This is a genomic window from Candidatus Marifrigoribacter sp. Uisw_064 (assembly GCF_047730175.1).
Taxonomy (GTDB): Bacteria; Bacteroidota; Bacteroidia; order Flavobacteriales; family Flavobacteriaceae; genus Marifrigoribacter.
Genome location: NZ_CP159833.1, coordinates 2,641,803 through 2,659,066 on the forward strand (window position 1 = coordinate 2,641,803; position 17,264 = coordinate 2,659,066).

The 17,264-nt window shown below is 31.1% G+C and carries 18 protein-coding genes; 9 read left to right on the forward strand and 9 right to left on the reverse strand.

Annotated features, from left to right (window positions below):
* Positions 1–26: 26 nt before the first annotated feature.
* Complete coding sequence (locus tag ABXT64_RS11835; protein ID WP_443633141.1) at positions 27–1,091, reverse strand: acyl-CoA reductase; 1,065 nt, start codon at positions 1,089–1,091, stop codon at positions 27–29.
* A gap of 104 nt (positions 1,092–1,195) precedes the next feature.
* Between ABXT64_RS11835 and ABXT64_RS11840 the strand changes: the two genes are divergently transcribed.
* Positions 1,196–1,546: a 4Fe-4S dicluster domain-containing protein gene (locus tag ABXT64_RS11840; protein ID WP_443633142.1), complete on the forward strand. Its 351-nt coding sequence runs from the start codon at positions 1,196–1,198 to the stop codon at positions 1,544–1,546.
* 315 nt (positions 1,547–1,861) lie between these two features.
* Here ABXT64_RS11840 and ABXT64_RS11845 read toward each other — a convergent pair whose 3' ends face one another.
* Positions 1,862–2,302 carry a hypothetical protein gene (locus ABXT64_RS11845; RefSeq protein WP_443633143.1) on the reverse strand — a complete coding sequence of 147 codons (441 nt, stop codon included), beginning with the start codon at positions 2,300–2,302 and terminating at the stop codon, positions 1,862–1,864.
* Positions 2,303–2,544: 242 nt separating this feature from the next.
* Between ABXT64_RS11845 and ychF the strand changes: the two genes are divergently transcribed.
* From ychF to mscL, 4 genes are all read left to right on the forward strand, one after another.
* Positions 2,545–3,639: a redox-regulated ATPase YchF gene (ychF, locus tag ABXT64_RS11850; RefSeq protein ID WP_443633144.1), complete on the forward strand. Its 1,095-nt coding sequence runs from the start codon at positions 2,545–2,547 to the stop codon at positions 3,637–3,639.
* Between the two features lie 171 nt (positions 3,640–3,810).
* The gene (locus ABXT64_RS11855) at positions 3,811–5,667 is read left to right on the forward strand and encodes a DNA topoisomerase IV subunit B (protein WP_443633145.1); all 1,857 of its coding nucleotides are present in this window, start codon (positions 3,811–3,813) and stop codon (positions 5,665–5,667) included.
* Positions 5,668–5,686: 19 nt separating this feature from the next.
* On the forward strand, positions 5,687–8,392 hold the full coding sequence (locus tag ABXT64_RS11860) for a DNA gyrase/topoisomerase IV subunit A (protein WP_443633146.1): 2,706 nt from the start codon (positions 5,687–5,689) through the stop codon (positions 8,390–8,392).
* Between the two features lie 10 nt (positions 8,393–8,402).
* Complete coding sequence (mscL, locus tag ABXT64_RS11865) at positions 8,403–8,834, forward strand: large conductance mechanosensitive channel protein MscL (protein WP_443633147.1); 432 nt, start codon at positions 8,403–8,405, stop codon at positions 8,832–8,834.
* On the opposite strand, the gene ABXT64_RS11870 is transcribed toward mscL, so the two are convergent.
* From ABXT64_RS11870 to ABXT64_RS11880, 3 genes are read right to left on the reverse strand one after another with little or no spacing between them, the layout of a single operon-like run.
* Positions 8,831–9,286: a tRNA (cytidine(34)-2'-O)-methyltransferase gene (locus tag ABXT64_RS11870; protein ID WP_443633148.1), complete on the reverse strand. Its 456-nt coding sequence runs from the start codon at positions 9,284–9,286 to the stop codon at positions 8,831–8,833. The two genes, mscL and ABXT64_RS11870, sit on opposite strands and share 4 nt — an antisense overlap.
* A 1-nt stretch (position 9,287) precedes the next feature.
* Positions 9,288–9,659, reverse strand: coding sequence for a DNA topoisomerase IV (locus ABXT64_RS11875; protein WP_443633149.1), 372 nt, complete (start codon positions 9,657–9,659; stop codon positions 9,288–9,290).
* 27 nt (positions 9,660–9,686) lie between these two features.
* Positions 9,687–10,076, reverse strand: coding sequence for a helix-turn-helix domain-containing protein (locus tag ABXT64_RS11880; RefSeq protein WP_443633150.1), 390 nt, complete (start codon positions 10,074–10,076; stop codon positions 9,687–9,689).
* A 290-nt stretch (positions 10,077–10,366) separates the two neighbouring features.
* Between ABXT64_RS11880 and ABXT64_RS11885 the strand changes: the two genes are divergently transcribed.
* The 3 genes from ABXT64_RS11885 (at position 10,367) to ABXT64_RS11895 (ending at position 12,635) form a co-directional block, all read left to right on the forward strand.
* The gene (locus ABXT64_RS11885; protein WP_443633151.1) at positions 10,367–11,449 is read left to right on the forward strand and encodes a M14 family zinc carboxypeptidase; all 1,083 of its coding nucleotides are present in this window, start codon (positions 10,367–10,369) and stop codon (positions 11,447–11,449) included.
* 117 nt (positions 11,450–11,566) lie between these two features.
* Positions 11,567–12,046: an Lrp/AsnC family transcriptional regulator gene (locus ABXT64_RS11890; RefSeq protein WP_443633152.1), complete on the forward strand. Its 480-nt coding sequence runs from the start codon at positions 11,567–11,569 to the stop codon at positions 12,044–12,046.
* A gap of 73 nt (positions 12,047–12,119) precedes the next feature.
* Entirely contained in the window at positions 12,120–12,635 is a 516-nt protein-coding gene (locus tag ABXT64_RS11895) for a DinB family protein (protein ID WP_443633153.1), read from the forward strand.
* A 1-nt stretch (position 12,636) separates the two neighbouring features.
* On the opposite strand, the gene aroB is transcribed toward ABXT64_RS11895, so the two are convergent.
* Positions 12,637–13,707 (reverse strand): 3-dehydroquinate synthase, encoded by a 1,071-nt coding sequence (gene aroB, locus ABXT64_RS11900; RefSeq protein ID WP_443633154.1) that lies wholly within the window; start codon positions 13,705–13,707, stop codon positions 12,637–12,639.
* 70 nt (positions 13,708–13,777) lie between these two features.
* Between aroB and ABXT64_RS11905 the strand changes: the two genes are divergently transcribed.
* Positions 13,778–14,950: a proline dehydrogenase family protein gene (locus tag ABXT64_RS11905; RefSeq protein WP_443633155.1), complete on the forward strand. Its 1,173-nt coding sequence runs from the start codon at positions 13,778–13,780 to the stop codon at positions 14,948–14,950.
* 2 nt (positions 14,951–14,952) lie between these two features.
* Here the strand turns inward: ABXT64_RS11905 and ABXT64_RS11910 are convergent, their stop codons facing one another.
* The 3 genes from ABXT64_RS11910 to ABXT64_RS11920 form a co-directional block, all read right to left on the reverse strand.
* Positions 14,953–15,330 carry a hypothetical protein gene (locus ABXT64_RS11910; protein WP_443633156.1) on the reverse strand — a complete coding sequence of 126 codons (378 nt, stop codon included), beginning with the start codon at positions 15,328–15,330 and terminating at the stop codon, positions 14,953–14,955.
* A 10-nt stretch (positions 15,331–15,340) separates the two neighbouring features.
* Complete coding sequence (locus ABXT64_RS11915; RefSeq protein ID WP_443633157.1) at positions 15,341–16,540, reverse strand: alanine dehydrogenase; 1,200 nt, start codon at positions 16,538–16,540, stop codon at positions 15,341–15,343.
* A gap of 73 nt (positions 16,541–16,613) precedes the next feature.
* Entirely contained in the window at positions 16,614–17,261 is a 648-nt protein-coding gene (locus tag ABXT64_RS11920) for a hypothetical protein (RefSeq protein WP_443633158.1), read from the reverse strand.
* Positions 17,262–17,264: the final 3 nt, after the last annotated feature.

Here is a 17,264-nt window from a genome sequence, read left to right on the forward strand (position 1 = left end):
TTAATTAGAATTAAAAAAAAGATAAATTATTGCTGAAGTTTTAACAAAAAATCAATAGTATCAATACCATCTGCATAATCCCATAATTGAGGGTTTTGTGTTTTTCCGAAGGAAACTTCATTTTCATTTCCAATTTCCGAAACTACACATTGAATTTGTTCTTTTTGATTGCTTAGTTGAGCGGTTAGCTGTTCAATGTTCGTATAGGTTTCATAGAAAACAACTGAAATAGGTGAGGAGAACTGTTCATCTTCTTTTAATAACATAAATTCATTGTCTAATAGTTTGACATTGCTCATTAAATACACTGCTTTATTATAATCGTAATTATTCATGTATTTTGATTCATTGATAACATCTTTCCAGTGAAACATAGCATTAAAAAAATGATCGAAATTATAGTTTTCTGGAAGGTATATTTTTGAAACATTTCTACACCCTAAGCCATAGTACCTAAAAATATCATTTGATAATACTTTCATTTGATCTGGAGTTTCTTCACCTGTAAGAACAGCAACGGAATTCCTATTTTTTCGTATAATATTTGGATATTTTCCAAAGTAATAATCAAAATAACGGGCAGTATTATTACTTCCTGTTGCAATAACAGCTTCAAAATTTTCTAATTTTTCTGAAGTGAATTCAATTTTATTTTTAAAATCTGGTTCAATTGAAATTAAATAACTTGCGAGAAAAGGAAGTAAAATTTTGTCATTTGATGAAAGTTTTACAAGAACTTTATTACCAGTTACTAAAACGGAAAGAAAATCATGAAAACCTACCAATGGGATATTTCCAGCCATGATTAACGCAACTACTTTAGGTGACACCTCTTTAATTTGATACTTTGATAACCAAGCTTGTAGGTTGTCTTTAGAAAGTGCTTCAGACCAACTTAAACATGCAAATTGTAGGTTACGATCTGAAAACCAACCGTTATGCAAACTCGATTTATGTAATTGTTCTTTCATTTCTTCAAAAAAAGAATCATTATTTGGAACCGTTTTATCTTTTAAAATTTCTTCCGAAGAGAATTGTTTTAAAAAAATTCCAAGAGTACTAAAAGCTTTAATTCTTTTATTTAAATCCATTATGTTATTGATTCGTTTAAATTGTAAAAATATTCATCCGAAAACATATAGAGTAATTCAGGTGAAATTATTAAATTTGTTGCAAGTTAAAAAAAGAATTATCGATGGCAATTATTATTACCGATGAATGTATAAATTGTGGAGCTTGTGAACCTGAATGCCCAAATACGGCTATTTATGAAGGAGCAGATGATTGGCGTTATTCAGATGGAACAGAATTAAAAGGAGCGCTTGTATTACCTAATGGAAAGAAAGTAGATTCAGATGAAACTCAAGAACCTATAAGTGATGATTTATACTATATAGTACCAGATAAATGTACAGAATGTAAAGGGTTTCATGATGAACCTCAATGTGCTGCTGTTTGTCCAGTCGATTGTTGTATCCCAGATGATGCCCATGTAGAAACTGAAGAGGAACTACTTGGTAAACAAACTTTTATGCACAACGATTAAAAGCTGCTTATACTTTTAATAGTTTTGAATTACTCATCATAAAGAGCATTTTTTCACTTGGCTAATCTTCATTAGTAATTAATCTGCACACACAAAACAATCCAGAAATTCCCGCTCCAATAATGGCAATATCAATAGAACTGTCATCATGAATATCATTAAGTTTTGACGTGGACATAAATGTATTTAATGTAAAGGACTTCATGATTAACCTCAATTTATAGCGGTTTATCTTGTAGTGTGTTATGTGCTCGATGAAAAGATTGTTGAAACAGAAGCTGAATTATTAGATAAAAAATAATTTCTGTACAACGATTAGTTATCTTTTTTTACCCAATTTCTTTTTTTAAGTTCTTCAGCTCTTTTTTTATCTATTTCTATTTTTTCAACTTCATATTTTGCTAATAGTTCTTTTTTTGAAGCTTCAATTTCTGCTTTTTGCTTTTCCTTTATTGCTGCAATAGCTGCTTCATTTTCTTTATTAACAGTCGAGCTTTTAGTTTCCTTTTCTTCTATTTCTTTTTTGGAAGAGTACACTACATTTTGATTTTCAACGCCAGAGTCATTTGTTTCAATAACTTGTTTTTCTTTTTCAACGATTGTTGTTTCAGTTGTTACTTCTTCAATTCCTTTAACTGTAACTGTTTTAACGACAACCACCTCCATTGTATTATTTAATTTTTCGTTTTTATCCTGTGCTTGTAATGTCATTACAGAAGTGATAAGTAATGCAAAAAATAAAATTGGCTTTTTCATAAGATGATAGGTTAATTTATATACTTTTAAAAATAACGCTAATAATTTATTTATACAAATATTTGAACATATTAAGTTTATAAAATCCAAAGAGATTAATAATAGTTTAATTTAATTGAAAATGTATATTTGCCAACTGAAAATTAGATGTTATGAAACGAGCATGTTTAAAAATTTATCACCCAAGGTGGGAAGACTAATAGCGAACAGCATGTGACCGTTTTAATAAAATAATAAGACACATGAAAGCAGGAATTGTAGGGCTACCTAATGTTGGAAAGTCAACATTATTTAATTGTTTATCAAATGCGAAAGCGCAAAGTGCAAATTTTCCTTTTTGTACTATTGAGCCAAATATTGGTGTCGTGAATGTTCCAGACCCAAGATTAGAGAAGTTAGAATCATTAGTAAATCCTGAACGTGTAATTCCATGTACAGTAGATATTGTTGATATAGCTGGATTGGTAAAAGGAGCAAGTAAAGGAGAAGGTTTAGGAAATCAATTTTTAGGGAACATCAGAGAAACTGATGCTATTTTACATGTGCTAAGATGTTTTGAAGATGAAAATATTATTCATGTAGATGGAAGTATAGATCCAATAAGAGATAAAGAAACAATTGATATAGAGCTGCAATTAAAAGATCTTGAGACCGCAGAAAAAAAGCTTGAAAAAGTAAAAAGAGCTTCAAGAACTGGAAACAAGGAAGCGCAAAAAGAAGAAGCAGTTTTAATAAAAATTAAAGAAGGATTAGAAGCTAGTATTTCTGTTCGCGCAATCGATTTAACTGCAAGTGAAAGAGAAGAATTCGTTGGTCCTATGCAATTTATTACTGATAAACCAGTAATGTATGTTTGCAATGTAGATGATCGTTCTGCAGTATCTGGGAATGAATTTGTTGAAAAGGTTAAAGCAGCTGTTGCTTCAGAAAATGCTGAAGTTCTTGTATTAGCTGTAGGTACTGAGGCCGATATTAATGAATTAGATGATTACGAAGAACGTCAAATGTTTTTAGAAGATCTTGGTTTAGATGAACCAGGTTCTGCAAAACTAATTAGAAGCGCATATAAATTATTAAATCTTCAAACGTACTTTACAGCAGGAGTAAAAGAAGTAAGGGCTTGGACCATTCCAATTGGGGCAACTGCTCCACAAGCTGCGGGTGTAATTCATACCGATTTTGAAAAAGGATTTATTAGAGCCGAAGTAATTAAATATGAAGATTACGCTCAGTTTGGAAGTGAAGCAAAAGTAAAAGAAGCAGGTAAGCTTTCAGTAGAGGGTAAGGAATATGTAGTTAGTGATGGCGATGTGATGCACTTTAGGTTTAATGTTTAATTATTATTCACTTAGAATAAATTTTTCCGTAATTCTATTCAATTAATATGATTATTAATTGAAATTATTTTTCAACAATTGGACCTTATTTATTGTTAATTACTTTCTATTTTTAAGGTTTCAAAATCTACTGTGAAGTCCTATATTAGCACGTCTACAGCAAATATATTCATGGCAGAACAAGATCAATATACAGAAGATAATATCCGCTCTCTCGACTGGAAAGAGCATATTCGTATGCGTCCAGGAATGTATATTGGAAAATTAGGAGACGGATCTTCTCCAGATGATGGTATTTACATTCTGCTTAAAGAGGTGATAGACAACAGTATAGATGAATTTGTCATGGGTGCAGGTAAAACTATTGAGATTAGAATTAAGGATAAAGAAGTTAAAGTTCGTGATTATGGACGTGGAATTCCTTTAGGAAAAGTAGTCGATGTTGTTTCTAAAATGAACACGGGTGGAAAGTATGATTCCCGTGCTTTTAAAAAAGCAGTAGGACTTAATGGAGTAGGAACAAAAGCGGTGAATGCCTTATCTAGTTATTTTAAAGTTGAATCGATAAGAGATAACAAGTCAAAATATGCTGAATTTTCTACAGGAGAATTAACTGCCGATCCTAGTATTGAAGAATCTTCTAAACGAAAAGGTACTAAAGTTAGTTTTATCCCTGATGAATCTATTTTTAAGAAATTTAAATATAGAAACGAGTATGTAATTCGCATGCTTAAAAATTATGTGTATTTAAATCCTGGTTTAACTATAGATTTTAATGGAGAAAAATATTTTTCAGAAAATGGTTTAAAAGACCTTCTTGAAGAAAATATTGGTGAGGATGATATGATTTATCCTATCATTCACCTTAAAGGAATTGATATTGAAATTGCAATAACACACAGTAAAACACAATACAGCGAAGAATATCATTCATTTGTAAATGGACAACATACTACCCAAGGTGGTACGCATCAAGCGGCTTTTCGTGAAAGTATTGTGAAAACTATTCGTGAGTTTTACGGAAAGAATTACGAGGCTAGTGATATTAGAAAATCTATTGTTTCAGCAATTGCAATTAAGGTAATGGAACCCATTTTTGAAAGTCAGACAAAAACCAAGTTAGGTTCTACTGACATGGGAGGAGAGTTACCTACAGTTCGAAGTTATATCAATGATTTTATAAAAACGCAACTTGATAATTACCTACATAAAAATCAAGATACAGCAGATAAAATGCAACGTAAGATCATGCAAGCTGAAAGAGAGCGTAAAGATCTTACAGGAATTCGAAAGCTAGCTAGAGAGCGTGCTAAGAAATCCAATTTACATAATAAAAAATTACGTGATTGTCGTGTGCATTTAGGAGATATGAAGAAAGAGCGACGTCTTGAATCGACTTTGTTTATTACGGAAGGGGATTCGGCAAGTGGAAGTATTACTAAAAGTAGAGATGTAAATACACAAGCAGTTTTTTCACTTCGAGGGAAACCATTGAATTGTTATTCAATGAGTAAGAAAATTGTATATGAAAACGAAGAATTTAATTTACTCCAAGCTGCTTTAAATATTGAAGAAGGTTTGGAAGATCTTCGTTACAACAATATTGTAATTGCAACAGATGCAGATGTAGATGGGATGCATATTAGATTATTGTTATTAACTTTTTTCCTTCAGTTTTTTCCTGAATTAATAAAAGAAGGGCATATTTTTATTCTAGAAACACCCTTATTTAGAGTTAGAAATAAAAAGGAAACCATTTACTGTTATTCAGAAGAAGAAAGAAGAGCAGCTATAGAAAAATTAAAACCCAAACCTGAAATCACCCGATTTAAAGGATTAGGAGAAATTTCTCCAGATGAATTTAAACACTTTATAGGGAATGATATTCGATTAGAGCCGGTGATGCTTGATAAATCGATGAGTATTGAAGAATTATTATCTTTTTATATGGGTAAAAATACACCCACTCGGCAAGAGTTTATTATAAATAATTTGAAGGTAGAATTAGATAGAATAGAAGATTTTTAAAAAATATCATAGATGATATATGAGTGAGGAACTTGAACATAATGAAGAAGAATTGAATCCAGATCCAGAAATGCAAATGGATGGCGAGGATCATTCTGGTGAAACTACTACGAAAGTTACAGGAATGTACAAGGAATGGTTTTTAGACTATGCTTCGTATGTTATTCTTGAGCGTGCTGTTCCAGCAATTGAAGATGGTTTTAAGCCTGTTCAGCGTCGTATTATGCAATCACTTAAGGATTTGGATGATGGGCGTTATAATAAAGTAGCTAATATAGTTGGACACACAATGCAGTATCACCCTCACGGTGATGCAAGTATTGCTGATGCCATGGTTCAAATTGGGCAAAAAGATATTTTAATAGATACGCAGGGTAACTGGGGAAATGTTTTAACGGGCGATAGAGCAGCTGCAGCTCGTTATATTGAAGCACGACTGTCTAAATTTGCCTTGGATGTTGTATTTAATCCAAAAATTACTCCTTGGCAAGCTTCTTACGATGGAAGAAGAAAAGAGCCCATCAATCTTCCTGTTATGTTTCCTATGTTGTTAGCGCAAGGAGCAGAAGGAATAGCAGTAGGACTTTCCACAAAAGTATTGCCACATAATTTTATTGAACTTATTGATGCATCTGTAAAGCATTTACAAGGAAAACGTTTTCAAATATTTCCAGATTTTCCAACCGGAGGAATCGCAGATTTTACTAATTACAATGATGGCTTAAGAGGAGGAAAAGTAAGAACTCGTGCAAGAATTAATAACGGAGGTAAAAACTTATTAATAATTACTGAAGTTCCTTTTGGAACCACTACTTCAACTTTAATCGATTCTATTTTAAAGGCAAATGAAAAAGGAAAAATTAAGATTAAAAAGATTGAAGACAATACTGCGGCTGAGGTTGAAATACTAATCCATTTGCCCAATGGTATATCACCAGATAAAACTATAGATGCCCTTTTTGCATTTACCAAATGTGAAACACCAATTTCGCCCTTAGGTTGTGTGATTGAAGATAACAAACCGCTCTTTGTTGGGGTAACTGAAATGCTCCGACGTTCTACAAATAGAACTGTGGAACTATTAAGAAGTGAGTTAGAAATACAATTAAATGAACTAGAGTCTCAATGGCATTTCGCTTCATTAGAACGTATTTTTATTGAAAATAGAATCTACCGAGAGATTGAAGAAGAAGAAACGTGGGAAGGAGTTATAAGTGCTATTAATGAAGGGTTAAAGCCTCACATAAAACATCTAAAGCGCCCTGTAATTGAAGAAGATATAGTTCGATTGACAGAAATTAGAATTAAACGTATTTCAAAATTCGACATCGATAAAGCCCAACAAAAAATAGACTCTTTAGAAGATCGTATTGCGGAAGTAAAACACCATTTAGCCAATCTTATTGAATATGCGATTGATTACTTTAAACGCCTCAAAAAAGAATATGGAAAAGGAAGAGAACGTAAAACTGAGATTCGAATATTTGACGATATTGAAGCAACAAAGGTTGTTATTAGAAATACTAAGTTGTATGTAAATAGAGAGGAAGGATTTATTGGCACAAGTTTACGTCGTGACGAATACGTAACAGATTGTAGTGATATCGATGATATTATTGTGTTTACTGCGGAAGGGAAAATGATGGTCACAAAAGTAGATTCGAAAACCTTTATTGGTAAAGGAATTATTCATGTAGCTGTTTTCAAGAAAAAAGACAAAAGAACCATCTACAATATGATATATAAAGATGGGGCTAAAGGTGCAACTTATGTGAAAAGATTTGCTGTCACTTCAATTACTCGAGATAAAGAGTATGATTTAACGAAAGAAACCAAAGGAAGTAAAACACTATATTTTACTGAAAATCTGAATGGTGAAGCAGAATTAGTCACTATTTTATTGAGACAATCAGGTAGTATTAAAAAACTAAAATTCGACTTAGACTTTGCTGACATGCTCGTTAAAGGAAGAGCTTCCAGAGGTAATATTGTTACAAAATATGCAGTTAAAAGAATAGAATTAAAAGAAAAAGGACTCTCCACTTTAAAGCCTCGTAAAATCTGGTTTGATGAAACGGTACAACGTTTAAATGTAGATGATAGAGGTGAACTTTTAGGTGAGTTTACGAGTGAAGATAGACTTTTGGTTATCAATCAGAAAGGGATTATAAAAACAGTAATTCCAGAAATTACTTTGCGTTTTGATGATGATATGATTGTGCTTGAAAAATGGGATCCTAACAAACCAGTCTCTGCTATTTATTGGGAAGGTGATAAAGAACTATTTTATGTAAAAAGATTTATCATCGAAAATCCAGATCGTGAAGAAATGATTATTTCTGATCATCCAAAATCGTATTTAGAAAAAGTCTTTGTGGACTATCGACCTATGTTTGAGGTTTTGTTTGCTAAGAAAAGAGGAAAAGATCGTCAAGAAAATATTGAAATAAATTTAGAAGAATTTATATCTATAAAAGGAGTTTCAGCTCTAGGAAATCAACTTACAAAAGACAAGATACTTGAAATTAATGCTTTAGACCCACTTCCTTACGAAGTTCCTGACTTGGTTCTTGCTGAAGAAATAGATGTAGTAGATGAAGAAACCATTCCTTCAGGAAAAGAAACAAACATTTCAGAAGAGGAATCTAATAATGATTCACCTTCAAAACCTGAAAAAGGAGACGACCCAATTTCTGATGATGAAGGTCAAACCCTTTTGTTTTAATTAAAAAGTTATGAGAAAATTCTATCAGGAGTTCAAAGATTTTGCCCTTAAGGGGAATATGATAGACATGGCAATTGGTATTATTATAGGGGTAGCTTTTAATAATGTGGTTGGTGTATTAGTTAAGAAAGTAATCATGCCTCCTTTAACATTGATTTCAGATGGTGTTTCGCTTTCTGAAAAAAAGTATTTACTAAGAGAAGCTACTGAAGGTGTTACAGAATTAGCGATAGGTTATGGCGAATTGATAGAAGTTTTAATTGATTTTTCAATAATCACTTTTACCGTCTTTTTGGTTGTAAAATTCATGAACCGTTTCCGAAGAAAAGCAGATGATCCAAAAGATAAAGAAATTGAAACACCTAAAAACATTGAGTTACTTTCTAATATTGAAAAACTGTTAGAAGCACAAAACAGCTATTTAAAAAACAAGAAGGATTAAACTTTTAATGCCCTTAAGCCTTCATAAACAACTATACTCACAGCATTCGCTAAGTTTAAACTCCTTACATGAGTGCTTAGAATAGGGATGTGGTGCGTAGTTTCAGGGTTTTTAGTGATGATTTCTTTTGGTAATCCTACTGACTCTTTTCCAAAGATTAAAAATTGATTGTCCTTAAATTTATTTTGGGTGTATTCCTTTTTCCCATGACTCGAAAAATATACCATGTCAGCTTCTTTATTTTTAGCATAAAACTCTTCTATATTTTCGTAAGTGAATACAGAAAGATGTTGCCAATAATCAAGACCAGCTCTCTTTAGACGGCTATCGTTAATTTCAAACCCAAAAGGTTTTACTAAGTGAAGGCTTGATCCAGTTGCAAGACTTAAACGTCCTATGTTACCAGTGTTATTAGGTATCTCAGGTTCTATTAAAACAATGTTGTATCCCAAGCTATTTAATTTTTTTAGCAGTTCCTCTTTGCTTATTTGCTTCACCTACGATACTATATTCAAATATATATGTATCAGCATCTGTAGTTAGTATTTTCATGTGTATCGCGTTTTTTTCAGAAATATTTTTAGGGTTGATCTTCTTAACTATATATTCGCAATCATTAATCCAACGTACTGAAGAGGTGTCTGACTTTCCTTTAAAATAGTCTATCTCAATTGAATCATTTCGTGTAAAGGTCGTTTTAAGTACTTCAGTTCCTACCAATGCTTCAAATTCAAAAGTGCCATTTTTAAAGTTTTCGCAATTTCTTTCTGGTTGGTAGCAACTAGTAAGTAATAGTGCAGAAAAAAGAGTTAGAATGATTCGCATGTTTTAGTTTTATGCAAATTTAATGAATTAATAATTTTTATAGGCTTTAAAAGTACCATCCTTATAAAAAATTACAATTTTATCAATTTCTGAATCAGAAGCCTTTTCTTCTAAATTAACTGATGGAATAGAAATATTACTTAATTCTTCATTAATCAAATTTTGGTTTTCAGAATTTTCAGATTTCACCTGTAATGGAAAAGTACCTTTTCCATTTAAAAGCCAATACAATTCTACTTCAGGAAAATTACTAAGAATCTTCATTACAAATTCTAAGCTAGGCTTATTTCGACCCGATAGGAGGTGAGAAATTGTTGACCTATTTACAGCGACTTTTTCGGAAAAAGAAGTAGCAGATAAACTATAAAAATCGAGTATCATTTGCAATCTTTTACTAAAATCTTGGCTGTTTACCACTGTAACTGTCTTTTTAATTGTTTGCTGTTACAAATGTAATCTATAATCAATTAATAAAGAATAATAATCATAAAAAGATGTATTAATAGTGAATTATAGCTTTACTTAAAGTATTTCAATTATCTAATATTGTGTAATATAAATATAAATTATAATTAAATTGATTTGATTAAGCTCTAAGTAACACATTGGTGATGTTACTGTTTACTCATGTATACAAATAAACAGCTAAAGTCTGTTTACAAGAGTAAACAATGATATGTTTACCTTTGTAAAACTATACGTATAAAATGAAAATAGAAACTTGGTATCAACATAATTTTGAGTCTCAATTAGAAGGGAGATACATTAGCTTAAAACACATAAAACCTTTACTTGAAAAGTATCAGGATATATTCTCAATTTCATCTGCTGGAACTTCTGAGTTAGGAAATGATATTCCAAAAATAACTTTAGGAAAAGGTTCTAATAAAATATTAGCTTGGTCTCAAATGCATGGTAATGAAACCACTTGTACGAAGGCAATCTTTGATTTCTTTAAGTTTATAACTAATAATGAGTTATTTAAAGATGAAATAAGCCACTTTCTTAAAAATAACACCCTAGTGATTATTCCTATATTAAATCCTGATGGAGCAATCGCTTATACGCGTGAAAATGCAAATGGAATAGATTTAAATAGAGATGCAATTGATTTATCCCAGAAGGAGAGTGTTGTTTTACGTAACGTGTTTAATGAATTTCAGCCACATTTATGTCTTAACTTACATGATCAACGCACTATATATGGTTTAGATAACGGATTGCCGGCGACGGTATCTTTTTTATCTCCTGCAGCAGATAAAAATAGATCTGTTAATAATTCAAGAATTGAATCTATGAAGCAGATAGTAAAAATTAATAAAATCCTGCAACAATATATACCTGGACAAGTAGGGAGATATGATGATACTTATAATGAAAACTGTGTTGGAGATTCTTTTCAAAAAAACGAAGTACCCACTATTTTGTTTGAAGCTGGGCATTATAAAACCGACTACAAAAGAGAAACTACCCGTAAGTTTATATTTTATTCCTTTTTATCTCTATTTGATATGATACCAAATGACAAAGAAGATATAGATTATGAAGATTATTTTTTAATCCCTAAAAATAAAACTAATTACAGGGATTTAATATTGCGTGATGTTAAATTAGATCAATCAAGTAATCATGCGACTGTCGTAATGCAGTATGAGGAACGTTTAATAAATGGGGCTATTGATTTTATTCCTGTGGTTGAGACTGTTGATGATATAGACGATATATATGGACATTATGAGCCAGATCCAGCCGCAAGTCAATTCTTATTGAATTCGCAAAAAAAGAAGTGAATAAACGAGATTGTAAATAATATTAATAGAAAAATATAAGTATTGATGAAAAATTAATAACATTTATGTTTTTTAATTAAGAATTACTTAGTAATTTTGCATTATAATTAAAATATAATGGCAAAATTTAAATTAGACGAAACAGATCATAAAATTCTGGACATGCTTATTGATAATACCAGAATTCCTTTTACTGATATTGCTAAGAAATTACAGATATCTGCAGGAACCGTGCATGTAAGAGTACGTAAAATGGAAGAAGCGAATTTAATAGTGGGTTCGTCCTTAACTATTGATTATATGAAGTTAGGGTATTCATTTATAGCATATGTGGGAATATTTTTAAATAAGACCTCTCAAACTCATTTTGTGTTAGAGCGAATCAATGAAATACCATTTGTTACTGTGGCACATGTAACTACAGGGAAATTTAATTTATTCTGTAAGATTAGAGCAAAAGATACAAGTCAAGCTAAAAATATAATATACCTAATAGATGATATAGAAGGGGTTACTAGAACCGAAACTATGATTTCATTAGAAGAGAGTATTAACGATAAGAAAAGGTTAATGCATTCTATTTTCAAGGAAATTTAAAATATATTTAGATGTATGAAAGCCCTTTAGTTTTTCTAAAGGGCTTTTTTTTATCTTTTATTAAATTATAAATATGATTAAAGATCAATTAACTTCAGGAGAATTCGATCCTTATTATGGCATTTATATTGATAAGGTTGGAGAAAAATCACTTTTAGATGCCTTAAAGGAAGGCAGGGATGATACTATTCAGTTTTTTGAATCTATTCCTAATTCTAAATTAGAATATGCTTATGCTGAAGGGAAATGGACTCCTAAGGACTTATTGCTTCATTTAATTGATGTGGATCGTGTTTTTTCAATACGAGCATTATTTTTTGTGCGATCAAAAGATGCTAATCTTTCTGGTTTTGATGAAAATGCTTTTGCTAAAAACTCTAATGCAAACACTAGAACGATCGCTAACTTAATTGAGGAATATAAAGCAGTTAGAAATGCAACAATTGCATTATTTGAAAGTATATCGGAAGATGTTTTAAAGAATATTGGAAAAGCTAGTGGAAGTGCCTTATCAGCCCGAGCAGCTGGTTTTATAATTTGTGGACATGAAATACATCATACCGAAGTTATACAAGAGAGATATTTATAATTTAACTATTCTTATAATACTCAAAAGCTTCAAATATTAAATCATTAGGAACTTCTTGATTAATTTTACAGGAACCAATAGCAGATAATAAAACAAACAATACTTTACCATTGCTATTCTTCTTATCGTATTTTAATAATTCTATAATCGAATCAATATCCTTTGGAGTAAAATCTACTTTAGTATAAAAATTAGTCATTGTTTTAGAAATTTCTGAAGTTTCTTTTTCAGAAAGGGAAATCATTTTCTGAGAAATGTATGCTACTAATACCATTCCTATGGCAATTGCTTCTCCATGTAATAAATTTTCTTTGTCTTTATTATCTAAACAATACGATTCAATTGCATGGCCTAGAGTATGTCCGAAATTTAAGGTCTTTCTAATATTTTTCTCATAAGGATCTTTTAAAACAATTTCATTTTTAATTTGAATAGAATCCCAAATTAATGTTTCTGTTGAATCCGTATTTGCTACCTCAAAAACCTTTACTTGGTTCCAATATTTTTCAGAATGAATAAGTCCGTGTTTTAGCATTTCAGCATAACCAGAAGTAATTTGTTCCTTTGGTAACGTATTTAAAAATAGAGTATCTACAAGAACCATTTCAGGTAAATTAATAACTCCTATCTGATTTTTAATCACACCAAGATCAATCCCATTTTTACCTCCCACAGAAGCATCAACCATAGCAAGTAGTGTGGTGGGAATGTTTATAAACTTTAAGCCTCTTTTAAAAGTAGAAGCAACAAAACCACCTAAATCAGTAATTACACCTCCACCCAGATTTAAAATAATGCTATTTCGATCCGCTCCTAGATCACTTAATTGATTCCAAAGAGAAACACAAGTGTTGATATTTTTATGGACTTCACCCGCATTAATTTCAAGTATTTTAAGGCGAATATTTTTATTCAATTTTGAATTTAAAATAGGTAAACAAAACTGTTTTGTGTTCTCATCTATTATAACAAAAACTTTGGAAGGATTGATACTTGTTAGCTTTTCATTGAATGCTTCCCAAGCCTTATTATTGCAATAAATAGCGCCTAATTTTTTTTGTTCTGAAATCATAAATAATAAGCTTCAAATGATTTTAAATAGATGTCAAATCTAACTATATTTGTTTTATTAATCATGAATTATGGTATCAAAATCTCTTTTCGATAACACAGAAGCAGCTTTTAAATTAAAAAGTGATTCTGAACTTGAACGCGCTTACTTTTTATTTAAAATGATCGCAAACGAACCATTGGTAAAAATTGGTACTGCAGTGACCAAATTTGCCTTAAACATTAATTTACCTGTAGAAGGCTTAGTACGTTCAACCGTATTTGATCATTTTTGTGGAGGTGTCAACGAAAATGATTGTATTCCTGTAGTAGATAAAATGTATAATGAAGGAGTTATTTCCGTTTTAGATTATTCAGTAGAGGGAAAGGAAGAGGAAAGTCAATTTGATATGACGATGAACAAGGTGTTAGAGCTTACAAAATTTGCTGAAATAAAACAGGCAATGCCTTTTTCTGTTTTTAAACCTACCGGATTCGGGCGATTTGAAATTTGGCAAAAAGTAACTGAAAATAAGCCTTTAAATGATTCTGAAAAAGAAGAATGGAATCGTATTGTTCAAAGGTTTGATACGGTTTGCAAAGCAGCTTATGAAACAGGTATCACATTGCTTATTGATGCTGAAGAAACGTGGATGCAAAAAGCAGCCGATGATCTTTGTGAAGAAATGATGGAAACGTATAACAAAGAGAGAGCTGTACTTTGTAATACACTTCAATGCTATCGATGGGACCGTTTAGATTATTTAAAAGAAATACATCAAAGAGGGGTTGAAAAAGGATATAAAGTTGGTTTCAAAATTGTTCGTGGCGCTTATTTAGAAAAAGAAAATGATAGGGCAGAGGAGTTGAATTACCCAACGCCTATGTGTGCTAATAAGCAAGCAACAGATGATAATTTTAATGCGGTGATGAGTTATATCTTTGATCATTTAGACGATATATTTTTGTTTTTAGGAACCCATAATGAAGAAAGTAGTTATAAAGCAATGGAAATTATGGAATCTAAAGGCATTGCTAAAAATCACAGTGATGTATGGTTTGGACAACTGTACGGAATGAGTGATCATATTAGTTATAATCTTGGTGCAGAAGGGTATAATGTAGCTAAATACATTCCTTTTGGTCCTGTAAAAGATGTGATGCCTTATTTAATTCGTCGTGCAGAAGAAAATACATCTGTTGCTGGACAAACTAGTAGAGAGCTTTCCTTAATAAAAAAAGAGAAAAAACGTAGAAAGGTTTAATTCTAATTAGAATCAGCACTTAGTATTGTTACTTTTTCATCACAGTTTTCAACTGAAATTTTCAGCTCTTTTTCTGAAACAGTTCCTTCAATTACATATATTTTACAAGAATCTAGTTCTGTATTACTTTCAGAAAATAACACATTCCCATTTGCTAATAGAATTGAAATAGCTGAAGTATCTAATTGCTGCTTTTTCAAATACTGTATTGTTTCATCAGAAAATACTCGTTCTTTATTACGCATATTTTTTAATGTTCTTGCATTGGGAAAATAACTGTATTCACATGATGCCCCTTTACCACTCAAAAAGAAAAACAATAGGAGTAGACCGATAATAAAGCCTCCAGAGTAGAAGCCTAAACGTTTAATAAATTTCAATTTTAATAGATTAATAGATTAATAGATTAATATCACTGTATGGCATATCAAACCAATCTGCAACTGCCTTATTGGTTAGAATTCCGCGGTAAAAATACAACCCATTTCTTAAACCACTATCAAAACGTATCGCATTTTCTACACCTCCACATTCAGCAATATTTAATAAATAGGGAGTAAAGATGTTACTGATTGATATTGAGGCAGTTTTAGGGTATCGGGCTGGTATATTTGGAACTCCATAATGAATTACACCATGTTTAAGTCGTGTAGGATTATCATGACTTGTAGTTTCAGTAGTTTCAAAACAACCTCCCATATCGACACTTACATCAATAATTACAGCTCCGTTTTTCATATTTTCAACCATCCCTTCTGTTACTAAAATTGGAGATCGATGAGAACCTCTTACTGCGCCTATGGCAACATCACACCTTCGTAAGGCTTTCATTAAGTACTTAGGTTGTATCGTTGAAGTGAAAAATGTAGTTCCTAAGTTCGCTTGAATTTTACGTAATCGTGTTAATGAATGATCAAAGACTTTTACATTGGCTCCTAATCCAAGGGCAGAACGAGTCGCAAATTCACCAACAGCTCCAGCACCAATAATAACTACTTCGGCAGGGGGAACCCCACTAATATTACCAAACAATAAGCCATTCCCATCTTTAGCATTTACCATTAACTCAGCAGCAATTAAAACTGAGGCAGTACCTGCAATTTCACTTAATGCTTTGACAGCTGGGTAGCTATTATCTTCATCTTTTATAAATTCGAAAGCAAGTGCTGTAATTTTCTTTTTAGCAAGTGCTTCAAAATAGGGTTTTTGTCGAGTTTTAAGTTGTAGAGCAGAAATTAAAACTGTTTTAGGTTTTATTAGCTTAATTTCTTCTAGGGTAGGAGGTTCTACTTTTAATAAAATGGGGCATTCAAAAACTTTTTTAGTGTCGTTAGTTATTTCGGCTCCAGCTTCACTATACGCTCTGTCTGTAAACCCCGCCTCAATACCAGCGCCTTCTTCTATTAATACTTTATGACCATTAGCTACAATTGCATTTACTGCATCTGGCGTAAGGCAAATCCGTTTTTCTTGAAAATGTGTTTCTTTTGCAATACCAATATATAGTGCGTCTTTTTTTCTTGCTATTTCTAAAGTTTCTTCCTGGGGTAAAAGCTGCGCTCTAGTAAATGGGGAAGTTGGTTTTGTCATTGGTTAAAAGATATATGACCAATTTACGTAATTATTTTAAGAATTTTAAAAAGAAACTTTAAACAAAAAGGAATTAATTTGAATTCCATTCCTTTATTATATTAATATTTCTATTTAATTGAAAAACATCTACTGGATAATAATAAAGTGTATCTCTTTTGAGAATCTTTGATTGAATTGAATTTAGTTTTTTTTTATGAATTTTAAATTTGAATTTATTTTTATTGATCTTAAATAAAACATTATTAATGAATTCGGAACAATACAATTTAGTTGAATCTAGTGAAAAAGATTTATCAAAAACAATAGGTAATGATTCATATCTTTTTATTTCAGTAATTAGATCTATTCTTTCTGAATTTCTTAAATGATTTATTTCCCAAACACTAGCATGTTTTATATTTTCTTCAGAATCATTAAAAAAAGTAATAAAATCAGAAGCTCTAAAATCTTTTTTTTCTTTGTCTACCGAATTTATTACATGGTAAATTTTCCATTTATTATTGATAAAAACAGCAATTCCGACATGTGATGCTTTTTTATATTTAATATTAAAATTACTTGCCAGGTATCCTTCTTTTGTATTAGTTCCTCTAAACACTAAATACACTTTTTGGGTATTTAGTAAACTATCATTTATTATGTCAAGAACTGGGCTTTTAGAGGTGCATGATAAATTAGTAGTAATTAATAATACTATTAAAGCTCTAATTTGCATCATATA

Bases quoted from the DNA above. Each gene is read 5' to 3' on its own strand.
- ABXT64_RS11840 (WP_443633142.1), top strand. From the start codon at position 1,196: ATGGCAATTATTATTACCGATGAATGTATAAATTGTGGAGCTTGTGAA.
- ABXT64_RS11920 (WP_443633158.1), bottom strand. From the start codon at position 17,261: ATGATGCAAATTAGAGCTTTAATAGTATTATTAATTACTACTAATTTA.
- ABXT64_RS11915 (WP_443633157.1), bottom strand. From the start codon at position 16,540: ATGACAAAACCAACTTCCCCATTTACTAGAGCGCAGCTTTTACCCCAG.
- ABXT64_RS11855 (WP_443633145.1), top strand. From the start codon at position 3,811: ATGGCAGAACAAGATCAATATACAGAAGATAATATCCGCTCTCTCGAC.
- ABXT64_RS11885 (WP_443633151.1), top strand. From the start codon at position 10,367: ATGAAAATAGAAACTTGGTATCAACATAATTTTGAGTCTCAATTAGAA.
- ABXT64_RS11845 (WP_443633143.1), bottom strand. From the start codon at position 2,302: ATGAAAAAGCCAATTTTATTTTTTGCATTACTTATCACTTCTGTAATG.
- ychF (WP_443633144.1), top strand. From the start codon at position 2,545: ATGAAAGCAGGAATTGTAGGGCTACCTAATGTTGGAAAGTCAACATTA.
- ABXT64_RS11905 (WP_443633155.1), top strand. From the start codon at position 13,778: ATGGTATCAAAATCTCTTTTCGATAACACAGAAGCAGCTTTTAAATTA.
- mscL (WP_443633147.1), top strand. From the start codon at position 8,403: ATGAGAAAATTCTATCAGGAGTTCAAAGATTTTGCCCTTAAGGGGAAT.
- ABXT64_RS11875 (WP_443633149.1), bottom strand. From the start codon at position 9,659: ATGCGAATCATTCTAACTCTTTTTTCTGCACTATTACTTACTAGTTGC.
- aroB (WP_443633154.1), bottom strand. From the start codon at position 13,707: ATGATTTCAGAACAAAAAAAATTAGGCGCTATTTATTGCAATAATAAG.
- ABXT64_RS11835 (WP_443633141.1), bottom strand. From the start codon at position 1,091: ATGGATTTAAATAAAAGAATTAAAGCTTTTAGTACTCTTGGAATTTTT.
- ABXT64_RS11890 (WP_443633152.1), top strand. From the start codon at position 11,567: ATGGCAAAATTTAAATTAGACGAAACAGATCATAAAATTCTGGACATG.
- ABXT64_RS11860 (WP_443633146.1), top strand. From the start codon at position 5,687: ATGAGTGAGGAACTTGAACATAATGAAGAAGAATTGAATCCAGATCCA.
- ABXT64_RS11895 (WP_443633153.1), top strand. From the start codon at position 12,120: ATGATTAAAGATCAATTAACTTCAGGAGAATTCGATCCTTATTATGGC.